Here is a 23,393-nt window from a genome sequence, read left to right as displayed (position 1 = left end):
TTTCGTCAGTGCTGAATCGTGTTGCTGCAGGCCTGGAACCAGGCGAGGTGATAGTTGGCGGCCGACTTGTCGCCTGCCACAAGCGCTTCGATTGCCGCCAGTAGCTGCCAGCTGCCGACGTCGTGGGGGTCGACGTTGTCGGGGTAGCTGTCCAGAACGCGGGTGCTGACCTCTTTGAGATGGGTTTGCAACAGTTCGACCTCTTTGTCGAGCACCCCGGTACCGCCGGTGGCGGCCTTTGCTAGCGTGTGAGCCAGCCTGGGTAGGCCGTCGCGCCACTGAGTCGCCTGGTTGAGTTCCCAACCGAGCTCGTCGATTTCGGGCACACGCCGCGGACGTGGCGATGTGGGGACCGGCTCGTCTTCCTCGGGAACGTGGTGAATCGGGGTATAGCCGGCAGCGAGAGTTACTTCGCCGAGCAGGGTTTCGATGTTGCCGCGGCGGCGTTCGGGGGACAGCAGGGTGACCGCGGCCGGCAGCTCGATACCGGGCGGAATCCAGCCGCTCGCGAGATCGGTTGTGAGCACGGTAGTTTCATCGGGACGGTCGCCGGCGGCCCAGGCCAATCGGGGTTGCTGACGGGCGACGGCGGACACGAGTCTTTGCAACCGTGCCCGCGCCGTCGCATTGGCCGATGCGGCTCCGGCGGCCGCGCCGGTCGCGGTGGCCATGACGGCCTCGGTACCCAGGCTTGACGGCGACGACGGCGGCGGCGGGGCAGGCGTTTGACGAACCACAGTGGGGCCAGCGGCGCCGGCTTGTCCAGCTGAGGGATGGACCGGCGCGGAGCTTGCGATCGCTGACGGTGGCGCGCTCGACGGCACGACGGGAGGGGAGGCCGCTGGGATGGTCGGCCGTATGTCGGACGCGTAAGCCGGCAGCGGGCCCGCGGGCGTGGGCGCGGCCGGGACAGCCGGTGCCTGTGGTCCCGCGACGACCTGTGGTGCCGGGGTCGGATCGGGGGCTGCCGCATGCGCGACCGGCGGCGCCTCATATGCCGGTGTGTTGACCGGGACGCTGCCCATTCCGGAGACTGGCGTCGTCGGCGGGGATTGTGGCTCCGGGGGTTGAGGTGGCGGCATCGCACCGGCCGTCGCCGAAATCGGTGTCCCTGCTTGCATTCCCTTGTCGAAGCTGTGCATCAAGTCGGCCGGGGTGACCGGTTGGACGGGGCTCGTAGGGGCGGCTGACGCGCCGGCGAGGGGTGTTGCGCCAGCTCCATGGAGGCTCGGGCTGGGTGGGCTCATCATTGGCGCGCTGGGCATCGAGCCGCCGGTCCGGATCGGAGCGGATGGAGTCGGCATAGGGCCCGCGGCCGGTGTGGGCCCTCCTGGTGGGGCTTGCGGACCTGAAAGTTTCGCGTTGCTAGCGAGCTTCATCGGTGATGGAGTTGCAGCGGGCGAAGATTCCATCGGGGGGCTGCCAGTCTGGAAACTCGCGTTATGCGCCAGAGGCATCGGCGGCTCAGGAGCAGTAGGGGTCTGTTCTGGTGGAAGTTTGGCGCCGTTGACCAAACCCATGGGCGAATCGTGTTGGTTCATCGCCTTGAGCACATGGTCTTGGAGAATCTCATCGTCGACGGGAGGCTTAAATATCTGGCCGACGTCCAAGCCCTGAGCTTGCGCGAATTGGCGCGCCGAAAGACCAGTTCCTTCTGAATCGAGAACTGTCTGCATGGCGTCCAGTACATTTCCGGCGTATTTCGCTGCGGTGATGCTGGCTAGCGCTCGATACTGGTGTATTGCGGCAATGATCTGCGGGACCTTCGCTTGCACGGGTTCCTTGGAGTCCTGGATCTCTTTGATCCGTTGATTGCCCTCCGCGGCCAAATTGGTCAGGTCATGTCGCAGGCTAACGATGCTGTCGTAGGCGGTGCCGTATGCCCCCTGCTTAGTACCATTTTTTTCGGCCACCAGCCGTGCTTGTTGTTCACCCCGCCGGAAGGCGTCGCGGAGATCGTCAGCGGTAAATCCGCGTTGGTCTGCGAGTGGCCCGGTTTGGGCGACGCGCAGGACATTTCCATACTTTGAAAATTCAGTCTTAATGTTTTCACGATTCAGCTTGCCTTGAGAAAGCGCCATTAAGTCTTGGTCATCTACCCACTGATCACCAACAATATAGATCGACCATTCTCCGGGCGGAAGCATTATTGAACCGCCAGCAGCGTTTGTCGGCTCTCAGCTGCGATCACTAGTTGGGTCGTCAGGCCAGTTCGTTCGCCTCGCGCAACAGTCGCTGTGATCGCTTTGTCGACTTCTTCGCAGACCAAACATGCCGTCATTTTAGTCTCAACGGCTATTTTGCCACAGCATGTCGGTTGCGTAGGCAATGGTCGGAACGAGCTGTTCATAGCCGCATCACCCGTCGCCCGGAGGGCATCGATCAGCAACGCGCGCAAGCGCCGTCGACGTCGCCGAGCGGGTGCACCACCCGCTCGTAACCAGGTGGCTGGTCCGGTTGGCGCGTGGGGTGGAGGTGCCAAGTCCAACACGGTTTGATCGTATCGCTTATCCGTGGCGGCGCTAGTCACTCGTGCGTTGAAGCTGGCAAGAGCGATTCGGATTAGTGCACGAGCTGGATTGGGTCTCAAGTAAAAATGCCCTCAAATCAACTTTAGCGATTTTGTTTAGCATCATTGACTTTTAGCTCGGATATTAAGAAATTGCAGAATTACGCAACGATCAGCAGCGTGGTCAGTCGGGTGGCATTATCATTTGCACAGACCTTCGATTGTTGTGTGCGCATCAGTTCCGGCGCGTATTAGTGGGTTCGTCTCTGAATCAGGCGCCTCAGCAAGGTAGTCAATTGCGAGCTGTTGATAGATGTTGGCTAGCTTCTGAATCGCGGCAGCGAGATCGGGTGGTGTCGCTGGCTGCTCGGCGAGCTTGGTGGATAGGTAGCGGCTACCTGCGTCGAAGACCTGCCGTGAGCTCGTTGCTACCGCGAGCAGTCCCATCGGGTCACTACCTCCGCTTCGCGCGCCAGCCAAGTCTCCGGCTTTACGCACTTGCTGGTACGCCGCGCAGATAGCAGTCTTCGCGTCCGCAATCTGCTGGCTCGAATATGTCGGCGGGGGAGTCTGTTTCGCGGGCAGCGGTCGAAACCAGCCGGCGATCGCAACGGCCAGCGTCACCAAGAGGGCGACTAGCAAGAATGCGAACATTGGCCACTGTCGCGTCCGTGGGACCGTCGACGACGCTGGCCAAGGTTGCGGTGAGGGCGGTATAGGCGGAGGCGGAGTGAGGTGCGACACGGGCTGATCCTATCGCTCGTCCACGATTACGGAGGTAATGTGCGTTTTGGTGGAAAAGCGGCGGTTTGCAATCGTTATCCGACTGTATTGCAAGGGATCTGGCGGTGGCTTTAACCCGGACAACAATCGTCTAGCGGCTTGAGTTGGGGTCATCTTCGTCACGCTTCTGGTCGGGCAGGATGATGCGTCGACTCGCAACCGGTTTGCCCTCAACACGTTTGACGACCTCGGGAGCCGGCGGCGGTGTGGTGATACGGCCCTGGACCGGCGCGCCGTTCTTAACTGTCGGCGCCACAATACGTTTCGTATCGGGCTTCTCGTCTTTACCCCCAGTGCCAGCGTGCATCGCACCCGGCGGCATCATCGGCATCGCGCCCATCCCGCCCCGCGGGGGGCCAGTCGGCGCCGCCGCACTTGGTGGCGGGACCGAGGTGGCACGCGACGACGCGGGCTCGGTACCGGCCGAAGGAGCGGGGAGCGGGTTGAGACCCCCAGTCGGCGTCGTGGTGCCGAGCCCGCCGCCACCCAAACCGCCACCGCCTCCGCCGGCGCCGCTCGCCGAGCCCGTTAGCTCACCGGGAATAGCCTCGCCAACTGCAGCCGCTTCTCCGCCGTGTTGCATCGCACCCATACCGGCTTGCATCATTTGCTGACCGATCTGAGCGGCCTGCTGCGGAAGTTGGCTCAACGGTTGGAGTAAACCTTGCATGGCGCCCGATATGCCGCCTGCAACGCCGGAGATCATCTGCGGAATCTGCTGAGCCATCTCGGCGGGGCTGCCGGCTCCACCCAACTTGCCGGCGGACTCTGCTTCGTTCGCAGGGAATTTGGCCATGGCGTCACCGACTTTTGCGTCGCGTTCGGCATATCCGGTTTGAGCGTCGCCGATGTCGCCGGGATCACCGCCATTGGCCGCAAGGCCCAGAGCTCTCAACAGCTGACTCAAAGGCACCGTTCCCGTAGCCAGCTGATCGGGTGTGATCCCCGGGGGCGGCGGACCCCCACTCAACTTGGCCAAGTGCTCGAGGATAATTCGAATCTCATCGTCACCGCTCATGACGCCCTCCCGCGCGACGGCGAGTGGAACGATCCCGAGATACGCTCCGCTCGCGAAACAGCGTCGGCCAACATCACTAGGTTCCCCCTTTTGCCCTGGTGGCGAGGCTAACCCTGCCGCCGACGCTGGTCAATTCACCGTCGGAATCACCACTTCACGATTAGCGAAAATTCGCAGATGGCGGAGGACTCGATCCAATTATTAGCGATAGAGTTACTGTCAAAATTACGAACGATCCGACAAAAGTGACTACCCCGGCAAATGCCGCCAACGCCCCAACAGAGAAGGCTTTTGTGCGACGGAACCTGATCGTGATCCCCCACAGAATCAAGGGCAGGATCGGTGCGAAAATCCACAACCAACCGAACGTGAGAAGCGTCGACATCACACCGGTAAACAGTCCGGCCAGGAGCTGAATCGGATGCTTCTGAGCACACGCAAACGAATCGATGCGCTCCGAGTCCCCCACGTCAGTGCGTCCTCTGTGAGGGCAGAACTACAGTCAGCGTGACGAACAATAGGATTGAACCTCCGATCAGCGGGGCCAAAATAATCCCCATCGCTGTGCTGCGCCAGCGCGATGTCCTGACCCGCAAGTACATGGTGATTCCCACGCCGAGGACACCAGTCGACACGGCGAGAAGAAATGTGTAGAGATCGCGTGTCGTGGTATCTCCGTGAGTCACAAGAAACAGCACACTTAACATGACCGCCCAGAGGAAGCCGCCGGAGATCGCTCCGAGAAATACGGCTCGAATCCAGTCGATGGGCTCTTTCATCTGACTCAGTCAATTCTCTCTATTTGACCGGCAACGGCGGCAGCATTACAACCGGGTCGTGCACCCCAATGTCTGGTGGACGGTCGACAGGTCCGAGGGAGTACATGCCGGGCGGGCTCGTGACAAGGGGCGGGCCAAGTGGCGCTACGGGAGTCGGGTGGCCGGGATGCGGTAGCGCGGGAAGTCGGGGGGCGGGGTATTGATCATTGAACCTCAGCTCAAGGGCTGGGTCGCCGAACGGTTTGTGCCACCAAAGCCCAGCCAGGGGTCCGCCGGCCCGATGCTCGAAAAGCGGCCACGACTGGACGAGGGGCAAGACGTTTCCGTCCGGCCGATGACTGTAGATTTCGGTCGCGGGAAAGTTTGTGACGTTGCCCCCAACGCGGGGACCTGCGGGTGTTGGTTCGATCGCGATGGTGCCGTTCACATCGAATGAGGTCGCCTTCGCGAGATCTGGCCCACCCGGGGAGAAGGGGTCGGCGGCGCTGTACTTGATCAGCACGGCGCCGTTGCTTTGTTGGACAGCAGAGATGCTGGGTGATCCGGTCCGAACCTGACCGGTCTTTTCGTCGATTGACGGGTTTTGCCGCGCAACGATGATGCCGTTCTCGTAGTCAACAAATATCGACACCCGAGACTCCTCGGGACCGGCCGTTGGGGAGAAACCTCGGTTATCCCCGAGATTGTCATGGTACGGGGGCCAGTCGACCTGCGGGTCCCATACAGCGCGGCCCGGAATGAACATGTTCGTCTGCACCACGCCCTGTCCTGGGACCGAGTTGATGCGTCCCACGACGATGTTGGCCAGCGCACCACCGTTCTTGGGTTCGTAACAGTTCGGATCTAGCGCTGCTGCGGTTTCCCAGTCGGCCGACGAGGTCGGCGGTCGACCGAAAACTTTTGTGAACGCATCAATTTGGTTCTGTCGCCGTTTGGCCTGGGCGCCGGCATTCGATGGAGTTCCTGGCGCATCCATCGCCTCAATCGAGGTCGCGTCGTAGCCCTCGGTGCGGAGCGTGTTCAGCGCACTTTGCAGGCCGCCGGAATACGCGCCGCGGGTTGATTTCAGTTGGCTAAGCGCGGACCTAGTGTCGGCGACCGCGAGATCTGCAAGGTCTGTGATGTGTTGGGCAACGATGGCTATTTCTGCGCCGGCGAGTTGTCCGCTCTTCTCCTGAGCGAGCGCTGCCCCGAGTTGGCTGTCAATAACTTCTAATTGGATCTCCAAATTGGAGATGAACACCGCGCCGGTACGTTGGGCTTCGGCCAAAGAGGCGGCAATGCGCTCCAACTCAGCTCCGATTTTTGGGAGCTGTAAAGACTGTGAGCCAAGCGCTTTGACCACCTTTTGCACCTCGGCGGAGTCATTGATCGGGTGATCACCGTTCTGACGATCCCACGACGCCTCAAAGCGACGACGTGCTTCCTCGAATGCATTGCTGGACTCTGAGGTGCATCTACCGGCAGCGTGAAAGGCCCCTGCCAAGGCCGAAATCTGCGCCGGGCGACCGACTTGCAAGCTTTGGTCGATTGCCCAGGGGTCACCGCCGGCTTCGGCGATCAGCTCTGGGACGCTTATCCAAGTGAGTTGCACCGCAGTCCCAACAGCTCCGTGCGTGCTGCCCAGCGCACGTGTCCGGTATCCGCGAACATCGCCACCCCCTGACTACTCGGTTGGTGAGGCTAACCACGGCAATCGATATCGGTCAATTCACCGTCATCAAGCTCGGCAAGCGGTAAGCCAGACAACTGAATTGCCACCGCTCCTCGGCAGCGCTTACCGTAGACGGCAAGATCCGACCTGGCCGACGAGAACAACCCTCGACACACACTGGCGGCTGGATGCGGACCGTTGGGGGCCAACGAAAAGTTAGGGGGCGCTGGTGGTGAACTTTCAGGACACGTTTTTCTCAAAGGACGGCCTGTATTCCATTGGCGTTGAATCGACTTCGGGTTGGTACTACGCCTCGATACCCGTGGGCGACGGCGTCCTCGACTACGAGGAATATTACGAGCTTACGCAGCATCAATATGGTGAGTTCCTGCGCGACAGCTCAGCCGCAATCGCGTTGGTAAGGGCTTGTCGTAGGAGGGAACACGATGGCCTTCTGTTGCAAAGGCCTGGCGGCAATCGCGGGACGTCGGTATGAAAAAGATTGGTGGAAAGATCTTTTCCACACCCGAAGAACTTGGCCGCACTCCACCGAGCGAAGCCGTGTTGGCGCGAGCCCCACAAGCCTTTGACGAATTCCGAAAGCAAAGAGATGCTGTCCCGCCTGAGGATCAGGTGACGGAGTTGTCCCCCAAGTTCTGGGACGACACTTCGGGTACCGAGTTCGAGCGCCGCGATCCCAACTAAAGCACGAGAACTCGACGTCGACAATCGAACAGATCTGCCGTCGATACAGGCGGAAATCCCCTCCTCAACTAGCAAGTAGAAATAGCGCGGTCCCTGTCAGTCGATGAGTCGTGGCGTGATCCGCGGGTGAATAGCGCCGACGGCGGGCCCGCGCAAGAATCTCGCGCGTGGCCCCGATCGCTGTCGACCCAGACGCGCTGTCCGCTGCGGGCAGCGCCGTGGTTGCAGCGGGCGACGGCCTCGAAGCGGCTATGAGGGTATTGACGGCTGGTTTCGGCGCCAACACGGGCCTGGATGTCGCCGGTGAGGTGTTCGGGCTGTCGTATCAAGCGATATCGGAGTCGCTGTTGAAAGCCGCGGCGGCAGCGATCAATGCGTGTCGCCGCAACGGCGCCCTGATACAAGTCGACGCGTCGAACTGGTCGAAGGCCGAGGCTGCCTCGCGACTGGGTGGCGGTGCCGACGTGTTGCAGCCACCAACACAGCCGGTTCAGATCGGCGCCCCCGGACCGCCGGGAACATTAGGCCCTGGAGAGCCCCCTCCGCTGCTATGGGCGGTGGTGCAATCCTTCGTCGACGACGTGTGGCCCAACGGCGATGTGGCGGCGCTTCATGCTGCGGCCGGGTGCTGGCGCACGTTCAGCTCGGCCGTCAGCGGAATGCAAGGTGCCCTGAATGGGTCGAGGACGCTGGTCGGTACGCAGCAGATCCCCGAGGGGGAAAAAATCGATCACGTCTTGTCGCACATCGGCGACGCGATGGCCAAGTTGGGGGAGGGGTGCAGGGCGATTGCCCACACCCTCGACGATTTCGCCGACCACGTTGCTAAAGCCCAAAACGATATCCGAAATCTGTTGCACCGCTTGGAGTCGCTGACTGACATCTGGCACGACGTGGTCTCGGTACTCGATGGCGATGCGTTCGAAGAAATCATGAGGATCGCACGTGACGTCAACGCCGTGTTGCACGACTTGGGCCGGGAAGCACGGGCTTTCGAGCAGGGCATCAGGGTGCTGATGCAGGTCGCCGACGGCTTGGTCGTCGACATGGAGAAGTTCATGCGCGGTCAGTTCACGCACTTTCTAGGCGACGCAGTCGGAAACCAGGCTGCCACCGTTTTCGACACTTTTGTCAACGCGAATGAGGGAGTGGCCAAAGGAGCCGCGCAAGCGGCCCTCGGCCTGGCAGATTTGGGCCCGCCGTGGTTGCTCCTCGATCCCAAAGGAGCCGAGGCTACTTGGAAGGGCATGGCAGAAAGCCAGTTCAAAGCGAGCTTGCTGAACGAGATTCTGCATCCACGAGAGGGCGGGTTAGCGAATCTGCAGATGTTGAAATCGCTTCTGCACCTTCAAGATTGGAGCACCGCTCGACCGGGATTGGGATTCGGAGAGAACCTTTTCGACGCCGCGACGTTCGTGTTCCCCGGACTCGGAGAAGCTGGCGCGGGGGCGAAAGCAGGTTCTGCGGCCGCACGTGGCGCCGAAGAGGGCGCAGAAGGCGCTGGCGCAGCGGGGCGTGCCGGAGAGCTGGGGGAGTTTGGGTTGACGACCGGTGCGCTGGGCGACCTCGGCAAAGTCGGCACCGACCTGACGAAAGATCTCGACAACCTCAAACTCGATCTGCCCACGACGGAATTTCCGCCCGGCGGTCGTCCGGTTGGCCCCCCACGAGTGGAGGTTCCGAGCGGGCCGCCGCCACGGCCTGTGGAATCCGCGCCGCCCGGTACGGCCGTACCCCACTCACCGACCACCCCAGGCGATCCACCAGCACCGGGAAGCCCCAGCGCACCCGTTGCTCCGCACGATCCTTCGCCGCCTCCGATGTCAGCAGAAGGCCCGCGTGAGCCGGCGCCGGTGCCAACGGGCGGCCTACGTGAGCCCGTGCCCCCGCCGACCGCGGTTGGCGAGCATTTGCCGTCGCGCAATCCACAGCTAGCTGAACCTAATTCGCTTCCCGTACCGCCGGTGGCCGAACGTGCTCCGCTTGAAACAGCACCACCTGCCGCGCATTCAGCACAACAGGTCCCTGCACATGCGTCTGCGGCGCCCCATGGATCGACTCCACATCCCACGCCCTCGAGTGCGCCCTCCGGTGAACTGCCCACGCCAAGCGGAGGGGGATCGCATGGACCAAGCGACGCCGGGGGTCCTCCTGGTGGCAGTGACCCACCAGCTACCCCACACGACGGAAAGCCTGGCGGACCGCCATCTGACGGTGATGGGCCGCGCGCACCTGGTCGTGTGAGCCCGCACGACGCAGAACCTGTTGATCCCGTGCATTCGAATGAGCCCTCGGGTGATGGATGGGAGCGGTTGCCTGACCAAGCGACTGATCCGCTGTATGGCGAGCCCTTGCAAGCCCATTGGGACTTCGTCGGTGATCCGACCGAGCCGGCTGACATCAAGCCGTCGGTCGCGGACCTGATCAAGGATCCGGATGCGATTTTCGGACGCGATGCGCATGGGGAGGCATATACTGCCCAGCAATATGCTGAACGTTTTAATAAGCTCGGCCCAACGGGCGAAGAATGGATAAATTTCCCTGATAACGGTGGCGCGGTGCCGGGCACCAAAGTTGCATTTACTGATATAGAACAATTCGCCAAGTACTACGGTAGAGAATTGGATCGTATTGGTAACGACGCGGGCAAGTATTTGGCAGTGATGGACGACGGGCGACCAGCTTCGTGGGAGGAACGCGCACTCCATGTCAACAGTCTTACCGATCCGTACAGCTCGTACCTGCTCGAGAGCCTTCCCGACGGCTGGAAGATCGAAGTTTCTGAAGTCGCTCCCGGGCTTGGTCAACCTGGCGGGTCCATCCAGGTTCGCATATTCGACAGTGCAGGGAGAGCGATGACCATCGAAGAACTACTCGAGATCGGCGACGTGTTGAAATGATAAAGCGCGTAGAAATATCAAAGGAGCTAGAAGACTGGGGGAAGCTCGCGGGCTACACGCTGACCCCGGGGGCTAAGACGGATGATGGTCGGGCAATATTTGCGGCATCTTTAGGCGAGATTCGGCTCTTGATCGGCCAAAGTAAAAACGGGTTGTTTATCATTACAGATTCTGACCGCATGGGCCCTGAGCAGTTTATTCTAGCTGCTCCGCTGATGGCCACTATCGAACGATACTTCTTCGGACGGTTCGGTTTGAGTATTAGGAGTCAACGAGACTTGCCGCGCGTGAAAGTACCAATCGCTGCAGAGGAGCTCCTGCCTGGTTTCAGAATTGAGACGCGAGAATTTGACCACGGTGACCATCGGGCGTTGATCGCCGCGGATGGCGCGCTCGTCGCCGTTGGCAGCACGGATCAAATAACTGGTACAGCGGACCTCGTAAAGCTGTCGCTATACCTGACGGCAACAATTGAAGAGATCCAGGCATCGGCCCTTGATATAGACGGCAAGCCTCTCTTTGAACTCCGATAGTTCTAGGAGCTGCTATTGCCTAGCTACTCGCCGCCGCGGTCGAGCAGATCTGACGAGCCGAGCACCCGTTCCACCTGAACTTCGATGACCACGCGCCGCGGATTGGGCCGGGGAGTGCGATAGCGCTGCGCGTAGCGCAACTCGGCATCGCGCACGGCGTCGGCGTCGCTGTTCACTTTGGAACTGCCCTCGAGCGAAATCCAGCGCGCGCCATCGACCTGGCTGAGCACGGCGACGCCGGCACGGTCGGCGTTGATGGCCTTCTGCGTGCCCCCGCTGGTGATCACCCGCGCAATGTGGGTGGTGGGATCGAAGGTGAATCCGACGGCCACCACATGCGGCGAGTTGTCCGCCCGGAGCGTGGTCAGCATCGCCAGATGGCGTTCGGACAGAAACGCCAAAGCGTCGTTGGTGAGCCGTGTCGTGGTGTTCGCCATCACCGCTCACGCTAGCGCAGGTGATAATCGCAGCCGTGGACGACACGGGCGCAGGTCCAGTTCTCATTCTGGGTGGCCGCAGCGAGATCGGCATCGAACTCGCGCGACTGCTGGCCCCAGGCGCCACGGTGGTGCTGGCCGCGCGCAGGGCCGACCAGCTCGATGCGCAGGTCGCCGCGCTCCAGCAAGCCGGCGCCAAGGCCGTACACACCCGAGAGTTCGATGCCGACGACCTGGCGTCACACGGCCCGCTGGTCGCTGAAGTCATCGCCGAACATGGACCCATCGGCACCGCGGTGCTGGCCTTCGGGATCCTCGGCGACCAGGCCCGCGCGGAGGCCGACGCCGCGCACGCGGTGGCCGTCGTGCACACCGACTACGTCGCCCAGGTCAGCATGCTCACCCATCTGGCTAACGCCATGCGCAAAAGCAACAGTGGCCAACTGGTGGTGTTCTCCTCGATCGCCGGCGCGCGGGTGCGTCGTGCCAACTACGTCTACGGGTCGGCGAAGGCCGGCCTGGATGGCTTCGCCAGCGGCCTGGCCGACGCGCTGCACGGCAGCGGGGTGCACTTGCTCATCTCGCGCCCCGGCTTCGTGATCGGGCGTATGACGGAGGGCATGACGCCGGCGCCGCTGTCCAGCACTCCGCAGCAGGTGGCCGCCGCCACCGCGCGTGCGCTGGCCAAGGGACGGCGCACGGTGTGGATCCCGTGGGCGCTGGGTCCCGCGGCGGCCGTCATGCGGATGCTGCCGCAAATCATCTGGCGCAGGATGCCGCGATGATCGTCGTGGTCGGCATCGGCGCCGACGGCATGGCCGGGCTCGGCGAAAAATCCCGCGACGAATTACGAACGGCCACAGTTGTTTACGGCGCCGAAAGACAACTGAAACTGCTCGACGACACGGTGACCGCCGAACGCAGACAGTGGCCGTCGCCGATGCTGCCCGCCGTGCAAGCACTGCCGCTCGACGGCCCAGACATCCACATCGTCGCCAGCGGCGACCCGCTCATGCACGGCATCGGCAACACCCTGATCCGCCGCTACGGCGCGGAAAAAGTGAAAGTCCTGCCGCATATCTCGGCGGTGACATTGGCCTGCGCCCGAATGGGCTGGAACGTCCACGAGACCGAGGTGATCAGCCTGGTCACCGCGCCGCCACACACCGCGGTGCGGCGCGGCGGCCAAGCGATCGTGTTGTCGCAAAACGGGACCACGCCGAATGCCTTGAGCGAACTGCTCACCGCGCACGGTCGCGGCGATTCCGAGTTCAGCGTGCTCGAACAACTCGGCGGCCCGGGCGAACGCCGCCGCGACGGCACCGCCCGCCAGTGGGGCAACAAGGACGTCGACGACCTCAACGTGATCGCCGTCCGCTACCTGCCCGACGAGCGCATCACGCCTCTGCCCGACGACGCGTTCGTCCACGACGGGCAGATCACCAAACACGGCATCCGCGCGGTCACCTTGGCGGCCTTGAGGCCGCGGCCCGGCGAGCGGCTGTGGGACGTCGGCGCGGGCTCGGGCAGCATCGCCGTCGAATGGTGTCGCAGTTGGCCGGGCTGCACCGCGGTGGCGTTCGAGCAAGACGAAAAGCGGCGCACCAACATCGAATTCAATGCCGCGGCGTTCGGCGTCACCGTCGACGTGCGCGGCGCAGCGCCCGATGCGTTCGACGGCGCCCAACCGCCGGACGCCATCTTCATCGGCGGCGGCCTGACCCATCCAGGCCTGCTCGATGCCTGCCTCGAGCGACTCCCGAAAGGAGGCCGTCTGGTCGCCAACACCGTCACCACCGAATCCGAAGCCGTTGTGCTGCAAGCACATTCGAAACTAAAAGGCGAGCTGCGACGATTTCAGCTCTACCAGGGCGAGGCGCTCGGCGCCTTCACCGGCTGGCGTCCGCAATACCCGGTCACCCAGTGGACGGTGACGAAGTGACGGTGTACTTCATCGGTGCCGGCCCCGGCGCCGCCGACCTGATCACCGTACGCGGCCAACGGCTGCTGCAGCGATGCGAAACATGTCTGTACGCGGGTTCGATCATGCCCGACGACCTGCTCGCCCTGTGCCCGCCCGGCGCGAAAGTCGTTGACACCGGGCCGTTGACGCTCGAGCAGATCGTCGCCGAGCTCGTCGCCGCGAACGACAAAGGCCACGACGTCGCCCGGCTGCACTCCGGTGATCCGTCGTTGTACAGCGCGCTGGCCGAACAATGCCGGCGGCTCGACGCGCTGGGCGTCGGCTACGAAATCGTGCCCGGCGTACCGGCTTTCGCTGCGGCAGCCGCCGCGTTGCGCAGAGAGCTCACCGTTCCGGGCGTGGCGCAGACGGTCACCTTGACCCGCGTAGCTACCCTCTCGACAGCCATGCCGCCCGGCGAAGACCTGGCAACCCTCGCCAAATCGGGCGGTACATTAGTGCTGCACCTGGCCGCCGCCCAGATCGACGCGATCGTCCCGCAGCTACTCGCCAGCGGCCACGGTCCGGAAACACCGTCAGCGGTAGTGGCTTTCGCGAGCTGGCCGCAGCAAACCGTGTTGCGCGGCACACTGCAAACCATCGCCGACCAGATGCGCGAGGCCAACATCACCAAGACCGCCGTCATCATCGTCGGCGATGTGCTTGCCGCCGAGGGCTTCACCGACAGCTACCTGTACTCGACCGCGCGCCGCGCAAGAGGCCGACACTGATGCGGGTGCTCTTGCTCGGCGGCACCGCCGAGGGGCGGGCGCTCGCCAAGGCATTAAGCCCCCACGTCGACGTGATCAGCTCACTGGCGGGCCGGGTGCCGGATCCGGCGCTGCCCGCCGGCTCGGTGCGCATCGGCGGGTTCGGCGGCGTCGACGGCTTAAAAAGCTGGCTACACGACGAACACATCGGCGCCGTCGTCGATGCGACCCATCCGTTCGCGGCAACCATGACCGCGCACGCCGCGCAGGCATGTGGCGAACTAGAGATCCCGCATCTGGTATTGGCCCGCCCGGCCTGGGATCCCGACGGGGCGCACGTCGTAAAGTCAGACATCGAAGCCGCGCAAGTCGTCGAAAACCACCGCTATCGACGGGTTTTCCTCACCACCGGCCGCTCGGGAACCAAAGCCTTCGCGGGCAGCGACGCGTGGTTTCTGATTCGCGCGGTCACCGAACCCGACGCCCGAACATTGCCCCGCCATCACGAGTTGCTGTTGTCCCGTGGGCCGTATCGCTACGACGACGAAATTGCGATCATGCGCGATCACCGCATCGACGCCCTGGTGACCAAGAACAGCGGGGGTGACATGACCCGAGCGAAGCTGGATGCCGCTGCGGCACTGGATATTCCGGTGGTAATGGTGCAGCGGCCGCCGTTGCCTGCAGGTGTGACCAAGGTCGACACCGTCGAGCAAGCCGCGGATTGGGTTGCGCGCCAAACCTAACCGGTGAGGTCGTCGCGTTCCGCGTCGGCCAGCAGGGCGTCGCGGGCACGGGCCACGCGGGACCGGATGGTGCCCACCGGGCAGCCGCACACGGCGGCGGCGTCGGCGTAGGGCAGACCGAGCAGTTGGGTCAGTAGCAGGGCTTCGCGTTGTTCGGGGGTGAGGTTGGCGATCATCGTCGTCACCTCGACCAACTCTTCGAATCCGCGGGCGTGGCGGTCGCTGTTGCGGACCTGCTCGGGGTTGGCGCCCGGCGCGGTGCGCGGCCGCGACTGGACGTGGCGAATGTGATCGGCGACCACGCGGCGCGCGATGGACAGCAGCCACGTGCGGGCGCTGGAGCGGCCGGAGAAGCGCTCGATCGCTCCGATCGCCCGCAGGAAAGTCTCCTGAGTCAGATCGTCGGCGGTGCCCGCGTCGGACAGGTACGTGACGAACCGCCAGACGTCTTGCTGAGTGGCCTTGATGAATGCCTCGAGGGCCCGCTCATTCCCGCGCGCGGCTGCCAAGGCAAGTTCGGTTACGGCCTCGTCGTCGCTTGACGCGGTCATGGCCAACCACCTTCGTTGCGCGGGTTCGGACAGTCTACGACGGGCCGTCGTAGAGCCTGCGGCGAGGTCCGATCCAGAGCGGTTGATCGGTCGCAGATGGCCGCGTCGCCGTCCGGCGAAGCTGGCCGGCACCTCGCCGTCGAAAGCGTCGAAGTCGGACTCCGCGAAGCCGCGCCCGCCGGTACGCTCACGCGCCACCAACACCGCGAATACCAGGCCGAGCAACAGCGGTACGTGGCTGGCGACGCGAGTCGCGGTCACCTGCCCGTCCAGAATGTCGGCGGCCACATAACCCATCAGCCCAAGCGAATACGCACCGGCGATCGCCGCGACGCCGGTCGCCATCATCGGCCAGATACCGGCCGCGACCATTGCCGCACCCAATGCGAGCAACCACGCGGTTGACTCGTGCAGCAGATGTTCGCCGGACATTGCCCCGTGCATGTGATGCGACACCATGCCGAAATTGACTCCGCCGATTTGAGCGGCCGCGATCGCCACCTGGAAGGCACCGACGGCGATCAGTCCCCACCGGGCGTAGCGCGCTCGAACCGCGCGCATCCAGCCGTGACGCGCGGTGGGGTCCTCGTCGATGCTCGCCATGATCCGGGCGACCAGGTCGGGTGCGTCGCCGGGCTCGATCGAGGCCAGCCGCCGAGTCTGGGTGGCCGCGCCGATCAGCCAGGTGCGGCACCCGCGGCACGTCTCCAGGTGGGCATCGACCTGCTGCGCGAGCACTTCCGTTCGCTCGCCGTCCAATCGGGCGGAAAGCGCCTCACGCGCAACGTCACACCGCATCCCTGCATCGTTGCGCATGCGCGCGCCCGGCGCAAAGACGAAACCCGGTGGAACTAAAACCCGCGGCGCGACGACCACTAAGAACAGCCCACATCTCCCGGAAGGCCCGCGTCGATGACCGCCCCGATCTGGCTCGCATTTCCACCAGAGGTGCACTCCACCCTGCTGAGCAGCGGGCCCGGACCCGGCGCGCTGCTGGCGGCCGCGGGGGCGTGGTCGGCGTTGAGCACCGAATACACCGAGGCCGCCGACGAACTCACCGGGCTGCTGGGCGCCGTGCAGGCCGGCGAGTGGCAGGGCCCGAGCGCGGAGCAGTACGTCGCCGCCCACGCGCCGTATCTGACCTGGCTGCTGGCCAGCGCCGCGGACAGCACGACCGCGGCCGCATTGCACGAGACGGCCGCGGCCGCCTACACGGCCGCGCTGGCGGCGATGCCCACGATGGGCGAGCTCGCGGCGAATCACGCCATCCACGGCGCCCTGGTCGCGACGAACTTCTTCGGCATCAACACGATCCCGATCGCCGTGAACGAGGCCGACTACGCCCGCATGTGGGTGCAGGCCGCCACGACGATGAGCACCTATGAGGCGGTCAGCGAATCCGCGCTCGCCGCGGTTCCGCCGTCCACGCCGGCCCCGCAGATCATGACGGCGGCCGCGGACACGTCGTCGACCACCCAGCAACAAACCACCACCGCGGCGCCACAGTATCCGTCCTGGATGGATCAGCTCACCCAATGGCTGCAGCAGTACACCCGTAACTTCGCGTGGCCGGTGTCCAAGGACCTGAACCCCGGTGGGTGGCCCTTCCCGCCGGTGCCCTGGGTCAACAGCCTCGCCTCGTTCTTCGGGCAACTCGGTCTTTCGCCGGCCCTGTCGAGCGCGCTCGGCTGGGCCATCTTCCACACCCTGATGATCTTCTGGCCGTTCATCCAGGTCGCGGTGCAACTGGCCGTCGTCGCCGTCCCGGCCATGATGGCGGTTGCGGCCGCGGCTGGTGCCGGTGCGGCCGCGGGGGCGACGGCGATCGCGGTCAGCACCGCGGTTCCCCTGGCGATCCAGCCAGTGCCGGCGATGGCGCCCACACCGATGCCCACCGCGCCGGCCCCCGCAAGTTTCGGCAATGTGCCGACGTCTTCGAGCGCCAGCGCGCCCGCACCCGCTCCGGCAACGGCGACCGCTATGCCCGCGCACGGAGCCCCCCCGGCCGGTGGTCCTCCGGGCGTGGGCTTCGGCCCGACGAGCACGACCGGGCTGGGCGCCGGCATGTCCGACGCGCTGTGGGCGGTCGGACTGTCGGGATTGTCCGGCAGCGCCAGCGCACGCAATCGTTCCCGCCGCAAGTCCGAGGAGCCCGCACCCGACGACGCCGACGCGCCGGCCGGCGCCGCGGCGGCCTCCGCCAAGGAGCGGTTGAAGGCCCGTCGGCGTCGGGCCCAAGACGTCAAGGACAAGGCCTACCGCTACGAATTCATGAACCTCGAGGACACGCCCACCGGGCCGGACGACGAGCCCGTCACCTCGGCCGGGGAGTCCGGCGCCGGGCCGCTCGGATTTGCCGGGGCCGCAGCCAAATCCGGGGCGGGCCAGGCCGCGGGGCTGACCACGCTGGCCGGTGACGGGCTCAATGACGGGCCGTCGTTGCCGATGCTGCCGAACACCTGGGGCAAGGACTGACTAAATCGGATAACGCCGCGGTGTGAACACTCTGTCGCCGGAATCGCCTGGGTACCACTGGGTTTGAGACGATCCGACGATCAGCAGGCACCGCATGTCGACGTCGGCGGGATCCAGGTCGGCCAACCGCACCACCCGGACGTCTTCGTCGGGCCCGGATACGTTGCGGCCGATGACAACTGGCGTTCCCGGTTCGCGATGGGTCAGCAAGACGTCGCGCATGGCTCCGACCTGCCAGGTCCGGCTCTTGGACGCGGGGTTGTAGATGGCCAGCACCAAATCGGCTGCGGCCGCGGCGGCCAGGCGCGTCTCGATCACGTCCCACGGCTTGAGCCGGTCCGACAACGAGATCACCGCGTAGTCGTGACCCAGCGGCGCGCCGACCCGGCTGGCGACCGCCTGAGCCGCGGTCATCGCCGGGATCACCCGAATCTCTACTCCCGGCCACTGTTTGGCCTCTTCGAGGACGGCGGTGGCCATCGCGAACACTCCGGGATCACCCGACGACACCACCGCCACGGCGCGTCCCTGTTCGGCCAGTGCGCACGCCAATCGTGCCCGTGCGGGTTCGTCGGTGTTGTCGCTGGGATGGCGCCGCTGACCGTCGCGCACCGGGACACGATCGAGGTAGTTGCCGTAGCCGATCAGGTCGGTCGCGGCGGCCAGCTCACGTCGGCTCTGCGGTGTCATCCAGTCGTGGTCGCCGGGGCCGAGCCCCACCACCGCGACGGCCCCGACCGGCGCGCGTTCCTCGAACCGCCGACCGCCCGGCAGTATGGCCAGTGAGAAGTACGGGACGCTGGCCTCGTCGACATCCGCGGCCGGCGCGATGCGTTGCGTATCCGTGCTGGCCCGCTCCACGTAGAACGCTTCGTCCAGCCGCCCGGAAGCCGAAAGTGCTTCCCGCACAGCATGATATGAGCGGCCGAGCTTGAGCACCACGGCGGCGTCCGCGTCGGCGAGCCGGCGCGTCAGCTCGCCGACCGGCAGGGTGCCCGGCAGCACCGACAGCACCTCGTCACCGGCCACCAGCGGCGTGCTCACCGCGGCGGACGCCGCGCTCACCGACGTCACGCCCGGCACGATGACGGCGTCGAACCGCTGCGTCAGCCGGGTGTGCAGATGCATGTAGGAGCTGTAGAACAGTGGATCGCCCTCGGCCAGCAGCGCCACATTGCGTCCCGCGTCGAGGTGCCCGGCGATGCGTTCGGTGGCCTCCGCATAGAAGTCCTCGAGCGCGCCGGCGTAACCGCCGGGATGGTCGCTCACCTCGGTGGTCACCGGATAGACCAGATGCTCCTCGAGCTGGCCGGGCCGCAGATACGGTTCGGCGATGCCGCGGGCGATGCTGCGGCCGTGCCGGGCGCTGTGATAGGCCACCACGTCGGCCTCGCCGATCACCCGAGCGGCCTTGACGGTCACCAGCTCCGGGTCACCGGGCCCCAGCCCGACCCCCCACAACGTGCCCCGCGCGGTCATTCTGCGTCGCTCGCGATCGCGTTGACGGCAGCGGCGGCCATCGCGCTGCCGCCGCGGCGTCCCCGCACCACCAGGTACGACATCCCGCGCGGGCGTTCGATCAGCTCGACCTTGGACTGTGCCGAGCCGACGAAGCCGACCGGACCGCCCAGCACCGCGACCGGTGCCGCGGCCCCCTCGTCGACGAGTTCGAGCAGCCGAAACAGCGCGGTCGGCGCATTGCCGATGGCCAGCACCGCACCGTCGAGCCGATCGGCCCACAGCTCGACGCCGGCCGCCGAGCGGGTGGTGTGCCGCTGCGCGGCCAGCTCGGGTGCGCGTGGATCGGTCACCAACGACACCACCTCATTGCCGGCGGGCAGCCGTGCCTTGGTGATTCCGGCGGCCACCATCGACGAATCGCACAGCACGGGCGCGCCGTTTTGCAGCGCGGCGCTGGTCCGCGCGACGACGTCCCGGGTGAAGGCGACGTGCTCGGCGACGTCGACCTGCCCGCAGGTGTGGATCAACCGGACGACGACCTGCGCGACGTCGTCGGGGAATCGTGCCAAGTCGGCTTCGGCGCGGATGGTCGCGAACGACTGGCGATAGATCTCCGCCGCATCGCGGATGTAGTCGAGCACCTGCTCACCCTACGGCCGGAGCAGCCGGTATCCGTCGCCGGTGGCGACCAGCACCTGTCCCGTCGGCGGGCTGCCGCACGCGCGTTCGCAGCCGACGAGGTGACGATGCACCGCGGAATCCGTCCCGACCAGGTGTACCGCGTCGGCCCGCACGTCGGCGGCCGAGCGTGCGCAGCCGGGGCTTCCCGTGCACGCGCTGACGTCCAGCCATCCGGAGTTCTGGTCGAACACCAGGCCCAGCGGGGCCAGCACCCGCAGCGCGGCGTCGGCGACACCCTCGTCGAGGTCGCACACCAGCACCGAGCGCCATGGCGTGATCACCATGGGTGCCTCGATCACGGCGAGGTACTCCGCGGTTTGCGCGGGCAGGACACCGAGCGGCACCGCGGCGCCCAACGCGACCCGGCCGTCATCCTGGGCTATCCAGCCCACCGGTGGCCTGGCGACCGGCGCAACGGGGGCGGCGCTGACGTCGGCGCCGGGAAGCAGGTCCTCGATGTCATCCAACTCGTTGATACGCCAAGCATTTTCGCGTATCTCGGTGAACCGCACCGCGACTGCGAGCAGTGTCGCGACCACATCGTCGGCGTTCATCCGCAGGCCGGTGTCGCGCCCCATCAGCAACAGTGCGTAACCGTCCTCGCGGACGTGCACCCCGACGTCGGCGCCCAGCCCGGCCACGTCGGCACGGCCGTCGTCAATGCTGAACCAGAATCTGCCGCCCAGGTCGACCAGTTTGGGCTCGGCGCAAATCGCCGAATCCAGCGCGCCCACCCAGGCCCGCACGTCCGCGCGTCCGCCGGCGCGTCCGGACAGCGGGGAGGCGACGATGTTGCGCACGCGTTCGTGCGTCGCGGACGGCAGCAGCCCGGCATCGGCGATGCCCTCGGCGACCGCCGTCACGTCGGTGATGGCGCGCAACTGCACATTGCCGCGCACCGTCAGCTCCAAGGTTCCCGAGCCGAAGCCGCTGGACATCGCGGCCAGCGCCGCCAGTTGCGCGGCGGTGATCATCCCGCCGGGCAGTCGCACGCGCACGAGTGCGCCGTCGGCGGCCTGATGCACCTGCAACGCACCAGGGCAAGCGTCGGCGTCGCGGGATCGGGGCACGTATTCCACGTTAAGGCAGACCGCTGCGGTGAAAACACCAATTGTCTGGCCGTTGGTCCGCCCCACCGCCGCGGGCCGCGGCGCTACCGTCGGCCTCATACCGGGGGAAGTTGGTGGTTTGTCATGACGCAGCAGCGTCAAATCAAAGTCGCAATAATCGGCGCCGGGGTATCGGGCCTCTGCATGGCGGCCAAATTGCAGGACGCCGGCATTGAGTCCTACGCCGTTTTCGAAAAGGCCGACGAGGTCGGAGGCACCTGGCGCGACAACACGTATCCGGGTCTTACCTGCGATGTGCCGTCGCGGTACTACTCCTACACGTTTGCACCCAACGCGAAGTGGACAAGTCTGCTGTCCCCGGGCCCGGAACTGCAGGCCTACTTTCGGCGGGTGGCCGACGAACGGGGTATACGGCGACACATCCGTTTCGGCTGCGACGTCACCAAAGCCGAATACCATGCTGGGACATGGCATCTCACCACGACATTCGGTGAGGAGACGTTCGACGTTGTGGTCGTCGCGACCGGCGTGCTGCGGATACCGAACTATCCGGACATCCCCGGGCGGGAGACCTTCGCCGGGGCGGCATTCCACTCGTCGCGGTGGGATCACTCGGTCTCGCTGCCGGACAAGCGAATCGGTCTGATCGGAAACGGCTCGAGTGGGGTGCAGATCATTGCGGAGCTCGGCGGCAAGGTGCGCTGGCTGACGCTGTTTCAGCGGACCGCGCAATGGGTGTACCCGATGCCCAACCCGCGGTACTCGGCGGTGACCAGGCACGTGATCTCGCAGTTGCCGGGATTCAACTCGCTGAGCCACTGGTTTTGGGGCGCCTTCTTCCAAAAGGTCTTCGGCGGCGCGCTGATCCATTCGGGATTGCGCCGCGCTCTGGTTCAGGCCACCTGTCGTTGGAACCTGCGGCTGTCGGTGCGCGACCCGGAATTGCGGGCCAAACTCACCCCGGATTACCAGCCGGGCTGCAAACGGCTGGCGATGTCGTCGCGGTTCTACCGGTCGGTGCAGCACCCGACCGTCGACGTCGTCACCGATCGGATCGAGCGCATCGAGCCCCGCGGCATCGTGACCGTCGACGGCACCCTGCACGAACTCGATGTGCTGGTCTACGCCACCGGGTTTGACGCCCGGGCCTACCTGCGGCCGATGAAGGTGGTCGGGGAGGGCGGCATCACCCTCGACGAGGCGTGGGCCGACGGTCCGATCGCATATCGGTCGGTCGCGGTACCGCGGTTTCCCAATCTCTTCATGCTGATGGGCCCGCATTCGCCGATCGGCCAGCAGTCCTTCATGTCCATCGCCGAGGACCAGGCCGATTACACGATCTGGTGGATCCGTCGGATTCGCAGTGGTGTGGTACGCGCCGCGGCGCCGACGGAAGCGGCAACCAAGGAATATAACGAGCGCGTGAAAGCGGCTCTGCCGCAAACGATCTGGGCGTCAGGCTGCAACAATTGGTACCTGGGTAAGGATGGTCTGCCGGAGACGTTCCCCTGGGCGCCGGAGACCCACCGCGCACTCTTGCGCCGACCCGAGCCAGCGGACTTCGACGTCCGCACGGCCTAGTTTTAGAACGGCGGCGGCTGATTTCGTTCGGCGACATGAGCGGCGTTGAGTGAATGCTCGGCGTTGATCTTGTTCTCGGGTTCGCCGCCGCTTGGGCATCGTCACACCGCGGTGGTCGAACCGGTCGTCAGCCCTTGGCGCAACGGGCAATTCACGGGCACACTGACCCGGTGCGGACGATGGAATATGCCCCGGGACGCTTGGCCGATGTGTTCGGCGATCCCACCCGACCGGCCATCCTGTTTTGGCACGGCATGCAGGCCAATGCCCGCGCCGTCGTCCGGCCGCTGGCCCACTTGTTGGCCGGCCACGGTGCCACCGTCGTGGTGACGGATTGGGATTCCCATGCCCGCGACGGGGGCCGCGCGGACTTGTTGCGATCGGTCGAATTCATGCGGCAGCGCAGCACCGGATTCGTACTCGTCGGGTGGTCGATGGGCGGCCTGGCCGCCGCGGGTCTGACCCTGACGCGTCGGGATGTCCCGTTGACCCATACCGTTTGTCTGGCAGGCGCTTTCATGGCCCCGGACCCGATCACGGGCCACGTCCCGGGCGACGGGCCGATTCTCGACCGCGGCGGTCCGCCGTTCACCTTGTTGCATGGCCGGGACGACGATGTGGTTCCGGTGACGGCCAGCCGCGACTTCGCCGCCCGCTTCGAAGAGGTCGGGTGGCCGGTGGATCTCGTCGAGCTGGTGGCCGATCACGGGTCGATTGCCGGCGCGGCGTACGACCCGGCCGCCGATCGCTACCACGCGGCCGAGCTGCCCGAGCTCGCCGGTGAGGTCGCCGCACGCATCGCGGCGGTACTCGGCTGAAAAGGCCGCACCGAACCCG

The 23,393-nt window shown here is 65.3% G+C and carries 20 protein-coding genes and 1 pseudogene; 10 read left to right on the top strand and 11 right to left on the bottom strand.

What is annotated here, in order from left to right; all coding sequences use genetic code 11:
• Nucleotides 1–5 precede the first annotated feature (5 nt).
• The 5 genes from BN973_RS31750 to BN973_RS17410 form a co-directional block, all read right to left on the bottom strand.
• Nucleotides 6–671 carry a DUF5631 domain-containing protein gene (locus BN973_RS31750; RefSeq protein WP_084163437.1) on the bottom strand — a complete coding sequence of 222 codons (666 nt, stop codon included), beginning with the start codon at nucleotides 669–671 and terminating at the stop codon, nucleotides 6–8.
• 2,039 nt (nucleotides 672–2,710) lie between these two features.
• A complete protein-coding gene (locus BN973_RS31095) occupies nucleotides 2,711–2,956 on the bottom strand; it encodes a hypothetical protein (RefSeq protein ID WP_139830103.1) in 246 nt (81 codons plus the stop codon).
• A 427-nt stretch (nucleotides 2,957–3,383) separates the two neighbouring features.
• Entirely contained in the window at nucleotides 3,384–4,310 is a 927-nt protein-coding gene (locus BN973_RS17420; protein ID WP_036469674.1) for a hypothetical protein, read from the bottom strand.
• A 470-nt stretch (nucleotides 4,311–4,780) separates the two neighbouring features.
• Complete coding sequence (locus tag BN973_RS17415; RefSeq protein WP_036469673.1) at nucleotides 4,781–5,089, bottom strand: hypothetical protein; 309 nt, start codon at nucleotides 5,087–5,089, stop codon at nucleotides 4,781–4,783.
• Between the two features lie 19 nt (nucleotides 5,090–5,108).
• Nucleotides 5,109–6,683, bottom strand: coding sequence for a putative alpha/beta hydrolase (locus BN973_RS17410; RefSeq protein ID WP_139830102.1), 1,575 nt, complete (start codon nucleotides 6,681–6,683; stop codon nucleotides 5,109–5,111).
• 292 nt (nucleotides 6,684–6,975) lie between these two features.
• Here BN973_RS17410 and BN973_RS31405 point away from each other — a divergent pair, with 292 nt between their 5' ends.
• From BN973_RS31405 to BN973_RS17390, 3 genes are all read left to right on the top strand, one after another.
• A complete protein-coding gene (locus tag BN973_RS31405; RefSeq protein WP_036472620.1) occupies nucleotides 6,976–7,239 on the top strand; it encodes a hypothetical protein in 264 nt (87 codons plus the stop codon).
• A gap of 376 nt (nucleotides 7,240–7,615) precedes the next feature.
• A complete protein-coding gene (locus tag BN973_RS30605; protein ID WP_036469670.1) occupies nucleotides 7,616–10,348 on the top strand; it encodes a TNT domain-containing protein in 2,733 nt (910 codons plus the stop codon).
• Nucleotides 10,345–10,881, top strand: a complete 537-nt coding sequence (locus BN973_RS17390; RefSeq protein WP_084163436.1) for a TNT antitoxin family protein — start codon at nucleotides 10,345–10,347, stop codon at nucleotides 10,879–10,881. The genes BN973_RS30605 and BN973_RS17390 overlap by 4 nt, the downstream gene beginning before the upstream one ends.
• 23 nt (nucleotides 10,882–10,904) lie before the next feature.
• On the opposite strand, the gene BN973_RS17385 is transcribed toward BN973_RS17390, so the two are convergent.
• The gene (locus tag BN973_RS17385) at nucleotides 10,905–11,318 is read right to left on the bottom strand and encodes a F420-dependent biliverdin reductase (RefSeq protein WP_036469669.1); all 414 of its coding nucleotides are present in this window, start codon (nucleotides 11,316–11,318) and stop codon (nucleotides 10,905–10,907) included.
• A 35-nt stretch (nucleotides 11,319–11,353) separates the two neighbouring features.
• Here BN973_RS17385 and BN973_RS17380 point away from each other — a divergent pair, with 35 nt between their 5' ends.
• Genes BN973_RS17380 through BN973_RS17365 form a run of 4 tightly spaced genes read left to right on the top strand, consistent with a single transcriptional unit; the run spans nucleotide 11,354 to nucleotide 14,737 of the window.
• Nucleotides 11,354–12,103 carry an SDR family NAD(P)-dependent oxidoreductase gene (locus BN973_RS17380; RefSeq protein WP_036472615.1) on the top strand — a complete coding sequence of 250 codons (750 nt, stop codon included), beginning with the start codon at nucleotides 11,354–11,356 and terminating at the stop codon, nucleotides 12,101–12,103.
• Nucleotides 12,100–13,260, top strand: coding sequence for a bifunctional cobalt-precorrin-7 (C(5))-methyltransferase/cobalt-precorrin-6B (C(15))-methyltransferase (locus BN973_RS17375; RefSeq protein WP_036469668.1), 1,161 nt, complete (start codon nucleotides 12,100–12,102; stop codon nucleotides 13,258–13,260). Before BN973_RS17380 ends, BN973_RS17375 begins: the two co-directional genes overlap by 4 nt.
• Complete coding sequence (gene cobM, locus BN973_RS17370; RefSeq protein ID WP_036472612.1) at nucleotides 13,257–14,012, top strand: precorrin-4 C(11)-methyltransferase; 756 nt, start codon at nucleotides 13,257–13,259, stop codon at nucleotides 14,010–14,012. Before BN973_RS17375 ends, cobM begins: the two co-directional genes overlap by 4 nt.
• Nucleotides 14,012–14,737 carry a cobalt-precorrin-6A reductase gene (locus BN973_RS17365; protein ID WP_036469666.1) on the top strand — a complete coding sequence of 242 codons (726 nt, stop codon included), beginning with the start codon at nucleotides 14,012–14,014 and terminating at the stop codon, nucleotides 14,735–14,737. The genes cobM and BN973_RS17365 overlap by 1 nt, the downstream gene beginning before the upstream one ends.
• Here BN973_RS17365 and sigC read toward each other — a convergent pair.
• Both sigC and BN973_RS31740 read right to left on the bottom strand, forming a co-directional pair.
• On the bottom strand, nucleotides 14,734–15,288 hold the full coding sequence (sigC, locus tag BN973_RS31745; RefSeq protein ID WP_232232213.1) for an RNA polymerase sigma factor SigC: 555 nt from the start codon (nucleotides 15,286–15,288) through the stop codon (nucleotides 14,734–14,736). The two genes, BN973_RS17365 and sigC, sit on opposite strands and share 4 nt — an antisense overlap.
• 150 nt (nucleotides 15,289–15,438) lie before the next feature.
• Nucleotides 15,439–16,086 (bottom strand): annotated as a pseudogene (locus BN973_RS31740) (DUF2275 domain-containing protein); the annotation flags it as partial.
• A 114-nt stretch (nucleotides 16,087–16,200) separates the two neighbouring features.
• Here BN973_RS31740 and BN973_RS17355 point away from each other — a divergent pair.
• On the top strand, nucleotides 16,201–17,763 hold the full coding sequence (locus tag BN973_RS17355; RefSeq protein WP_036469664.1) for a PPE domain-containing protein: 1,563 nt from the start codon (nucleotides 16,201–16,203) through the stop codon (nucleotides 17,761–17,763).
• Here the strand turns inward: BN973_RS17355 and BN973_RS17350 are convergent, their stop codons facing one another.
• From BN973_RS17350 to cobG, 3 genes are read right to left on the bottom strand one after another with little or no spacing between them, the layout of a single operon-like run.
• Nucleotides 17,764–19,242: a precorrin-2 C(20)-methyltransferase gene (locus BN973_RS17350; RefSeq protein ID WP_036469662.1), complete on the bottom strand. Its 1,479-nt coding sequence runs from the start codon at nucleotides 19,240–19,242 to the stop codon at nucleotides 17,764–17,766.
• Nucleotides 19,239–19,865: a precorrin-8X methylmutase gene (locus BN973_RS17345; RefSeq protein ID WP_036469660.1), complete on the bottom strand. Its 627-nt coding sequence runs from the start codon at nucleotides 19,863–19,865 to the stop codon at nucleotides 19,239–19,241. Before BN973_RS17345 ends, BN973_RS17350 begins: the two co-directional genes overlap by 4 nt.
• A 9-nt stretch (nucleotides 19,866–19,874) precedes the next feature.
• On the bottom strand, nucleotides 19,875–20,975 hold the full coding sequence (gene cobG / locus BN973_RS17340; protein ID WP_036472609.1) for a precorrin-3B synthase: 1,101 nt from the start codon (nucleotides 20,973–20,975) through the stop codon (nucleotides 19,875–19,877).
• Between the two features lie 123 nt (nucleotides 20,976–21,098).
• Here cobG and BN973_RS17335 point away from each other — a divergent pair, with 123 nt between their 5' ends.
• Both BN973_RS17335 and BN973_RS17330 read left to right on the top strand, forming a co-directional pair.
• Nucleotides 21,099–22,556 carry a flavin-containing monooxygenase gene (locus BN973_RS17335; RefSeq protein ID WP_036469658.1) on the top strand — a complete coding sequence of 486 codons (1,458 nt, stop codon included), beginning with the start codon at nucleotides 21,099–21,101 and terminating at the stop codon, nucleotides 22,554–22,556.
• Nucleotides 22,557–22,726: 170 nt separating this feature from the next.
• The gene (locus BN973_RS17330) at nucleotides 22,727–23,374 is read left to right on the top strand and encodes an alpha/beta hydrolase (RefSeq protein WP_036469656.1); all 648 of its coding nucleotides are present in this window, start codon (nucleotides 22,727–22,729) and stop codon (nucleotides 23,372–23,374) included.
• The last annotated feature ends 19 nt before the right edge of the window (nucleotides 23,375–23,393 follow it).

This window comes from Mycobacterium triplex, assembly GCF_000689255.1.
Lineage (GTDB): Bacteria > Actinomycetota > Actinomycetes > Mycobacteriales > Mycobacteriaceae > Mycobacterium > Mycobacterium triplex.
Note: the sequence above shows the minus strand (reverse complement) of the source record. Positions and strands in the feature narration are given on the sequence as shown.

Excerpts from the sequence above, each read along its gene's own strand:
- BN973_RS31750 (WP_084163437.1), bottom strand. The coding sequence starts at position 671 with ATGGCCACCGCGACCGGCGCGGCCGCCGGAGCCGCATCGGCCAATGCG.
- BN973_RS31095 (WP_139830103.1), bottom strand. The coding sequence starts at position 2,956 with ATGGGACTGCTCGCGGTAGCAACGAGCTCACGGCAGGTCTTCGACGCA.
- BN973_RS17420 (WP_036469674.1), bottom strand. The coding sequence starts at position 4,310 with ATGAGCGGTGACGATGAGATTCGAATTATCCTCGAGCACTTGGCCAAG.
- BN973_RS17415 (WP_036469673.1), bottom strand. The coding sequence starts at position 5,089 with ATGAAAGAGCCCATCGACTGGATTCGAGCCGTATTTCTCGGAGCGATC.
- BN973_RS17390 (WP_084163436.1), top strand. The coding sequence starts at position 10,345 with ATGATAAAGCGCGTAGAAATATCAAAGGAGCTAGAAGACTGGGGGAAG.
- BN973_RS17385 (WP_036469669.1), bottom strand. The coding sequence starts at position 11,318 with ATGGCGAACACCACGACACGGCTCACCAACGACGCTTTGGCGTTTCTG.
- BN973_RS17375 (WP_036469668.1), top strand. The coding sequence starts at position 12,100 with ATGATCGTCGTGGTCGGCATCGGCGCCGACGGCATGGCCGGGCTCGGC.
- BN973_RS17365 (WP_036469666.1), top strand. The coding sequence starts at position 14,012 with ATGCGGGTGCTCTTGCTCGGCGGCACCGCCGAGGGGCGGGCGCTCGCC.
- sigC (WP_232232213.1), bottom strand. The coding sequence starts at position 15,288 with ATGACCGCGTCAAGCGACGACGAGGCCGTAACCGAACTTGCCTTGGCA.
- BN973_RS17355 (WP_036469664.1), top strand. The coding sequence starts at position 16,201 with ATGACCGCCCCGATCTGGCTCGCATTTCCACCAGAGGTGCACTCCACC.
- BN973_RS17350 (WP_036469662.1), bottom strand. The coding sequence starts at position 19,242 with ATGACCGCGCGGGGCACGTTGTGGGGGGTCGGGCTGGGGCCCGGTGAC.
- BN973_RS17335 (WP_036469658.1), top strand. The coding sequence starts at position 21,099 with ATGACGCAGCAGCGTCAAATCAAAGTCGCAATAATCGGCGCCGGGGTA.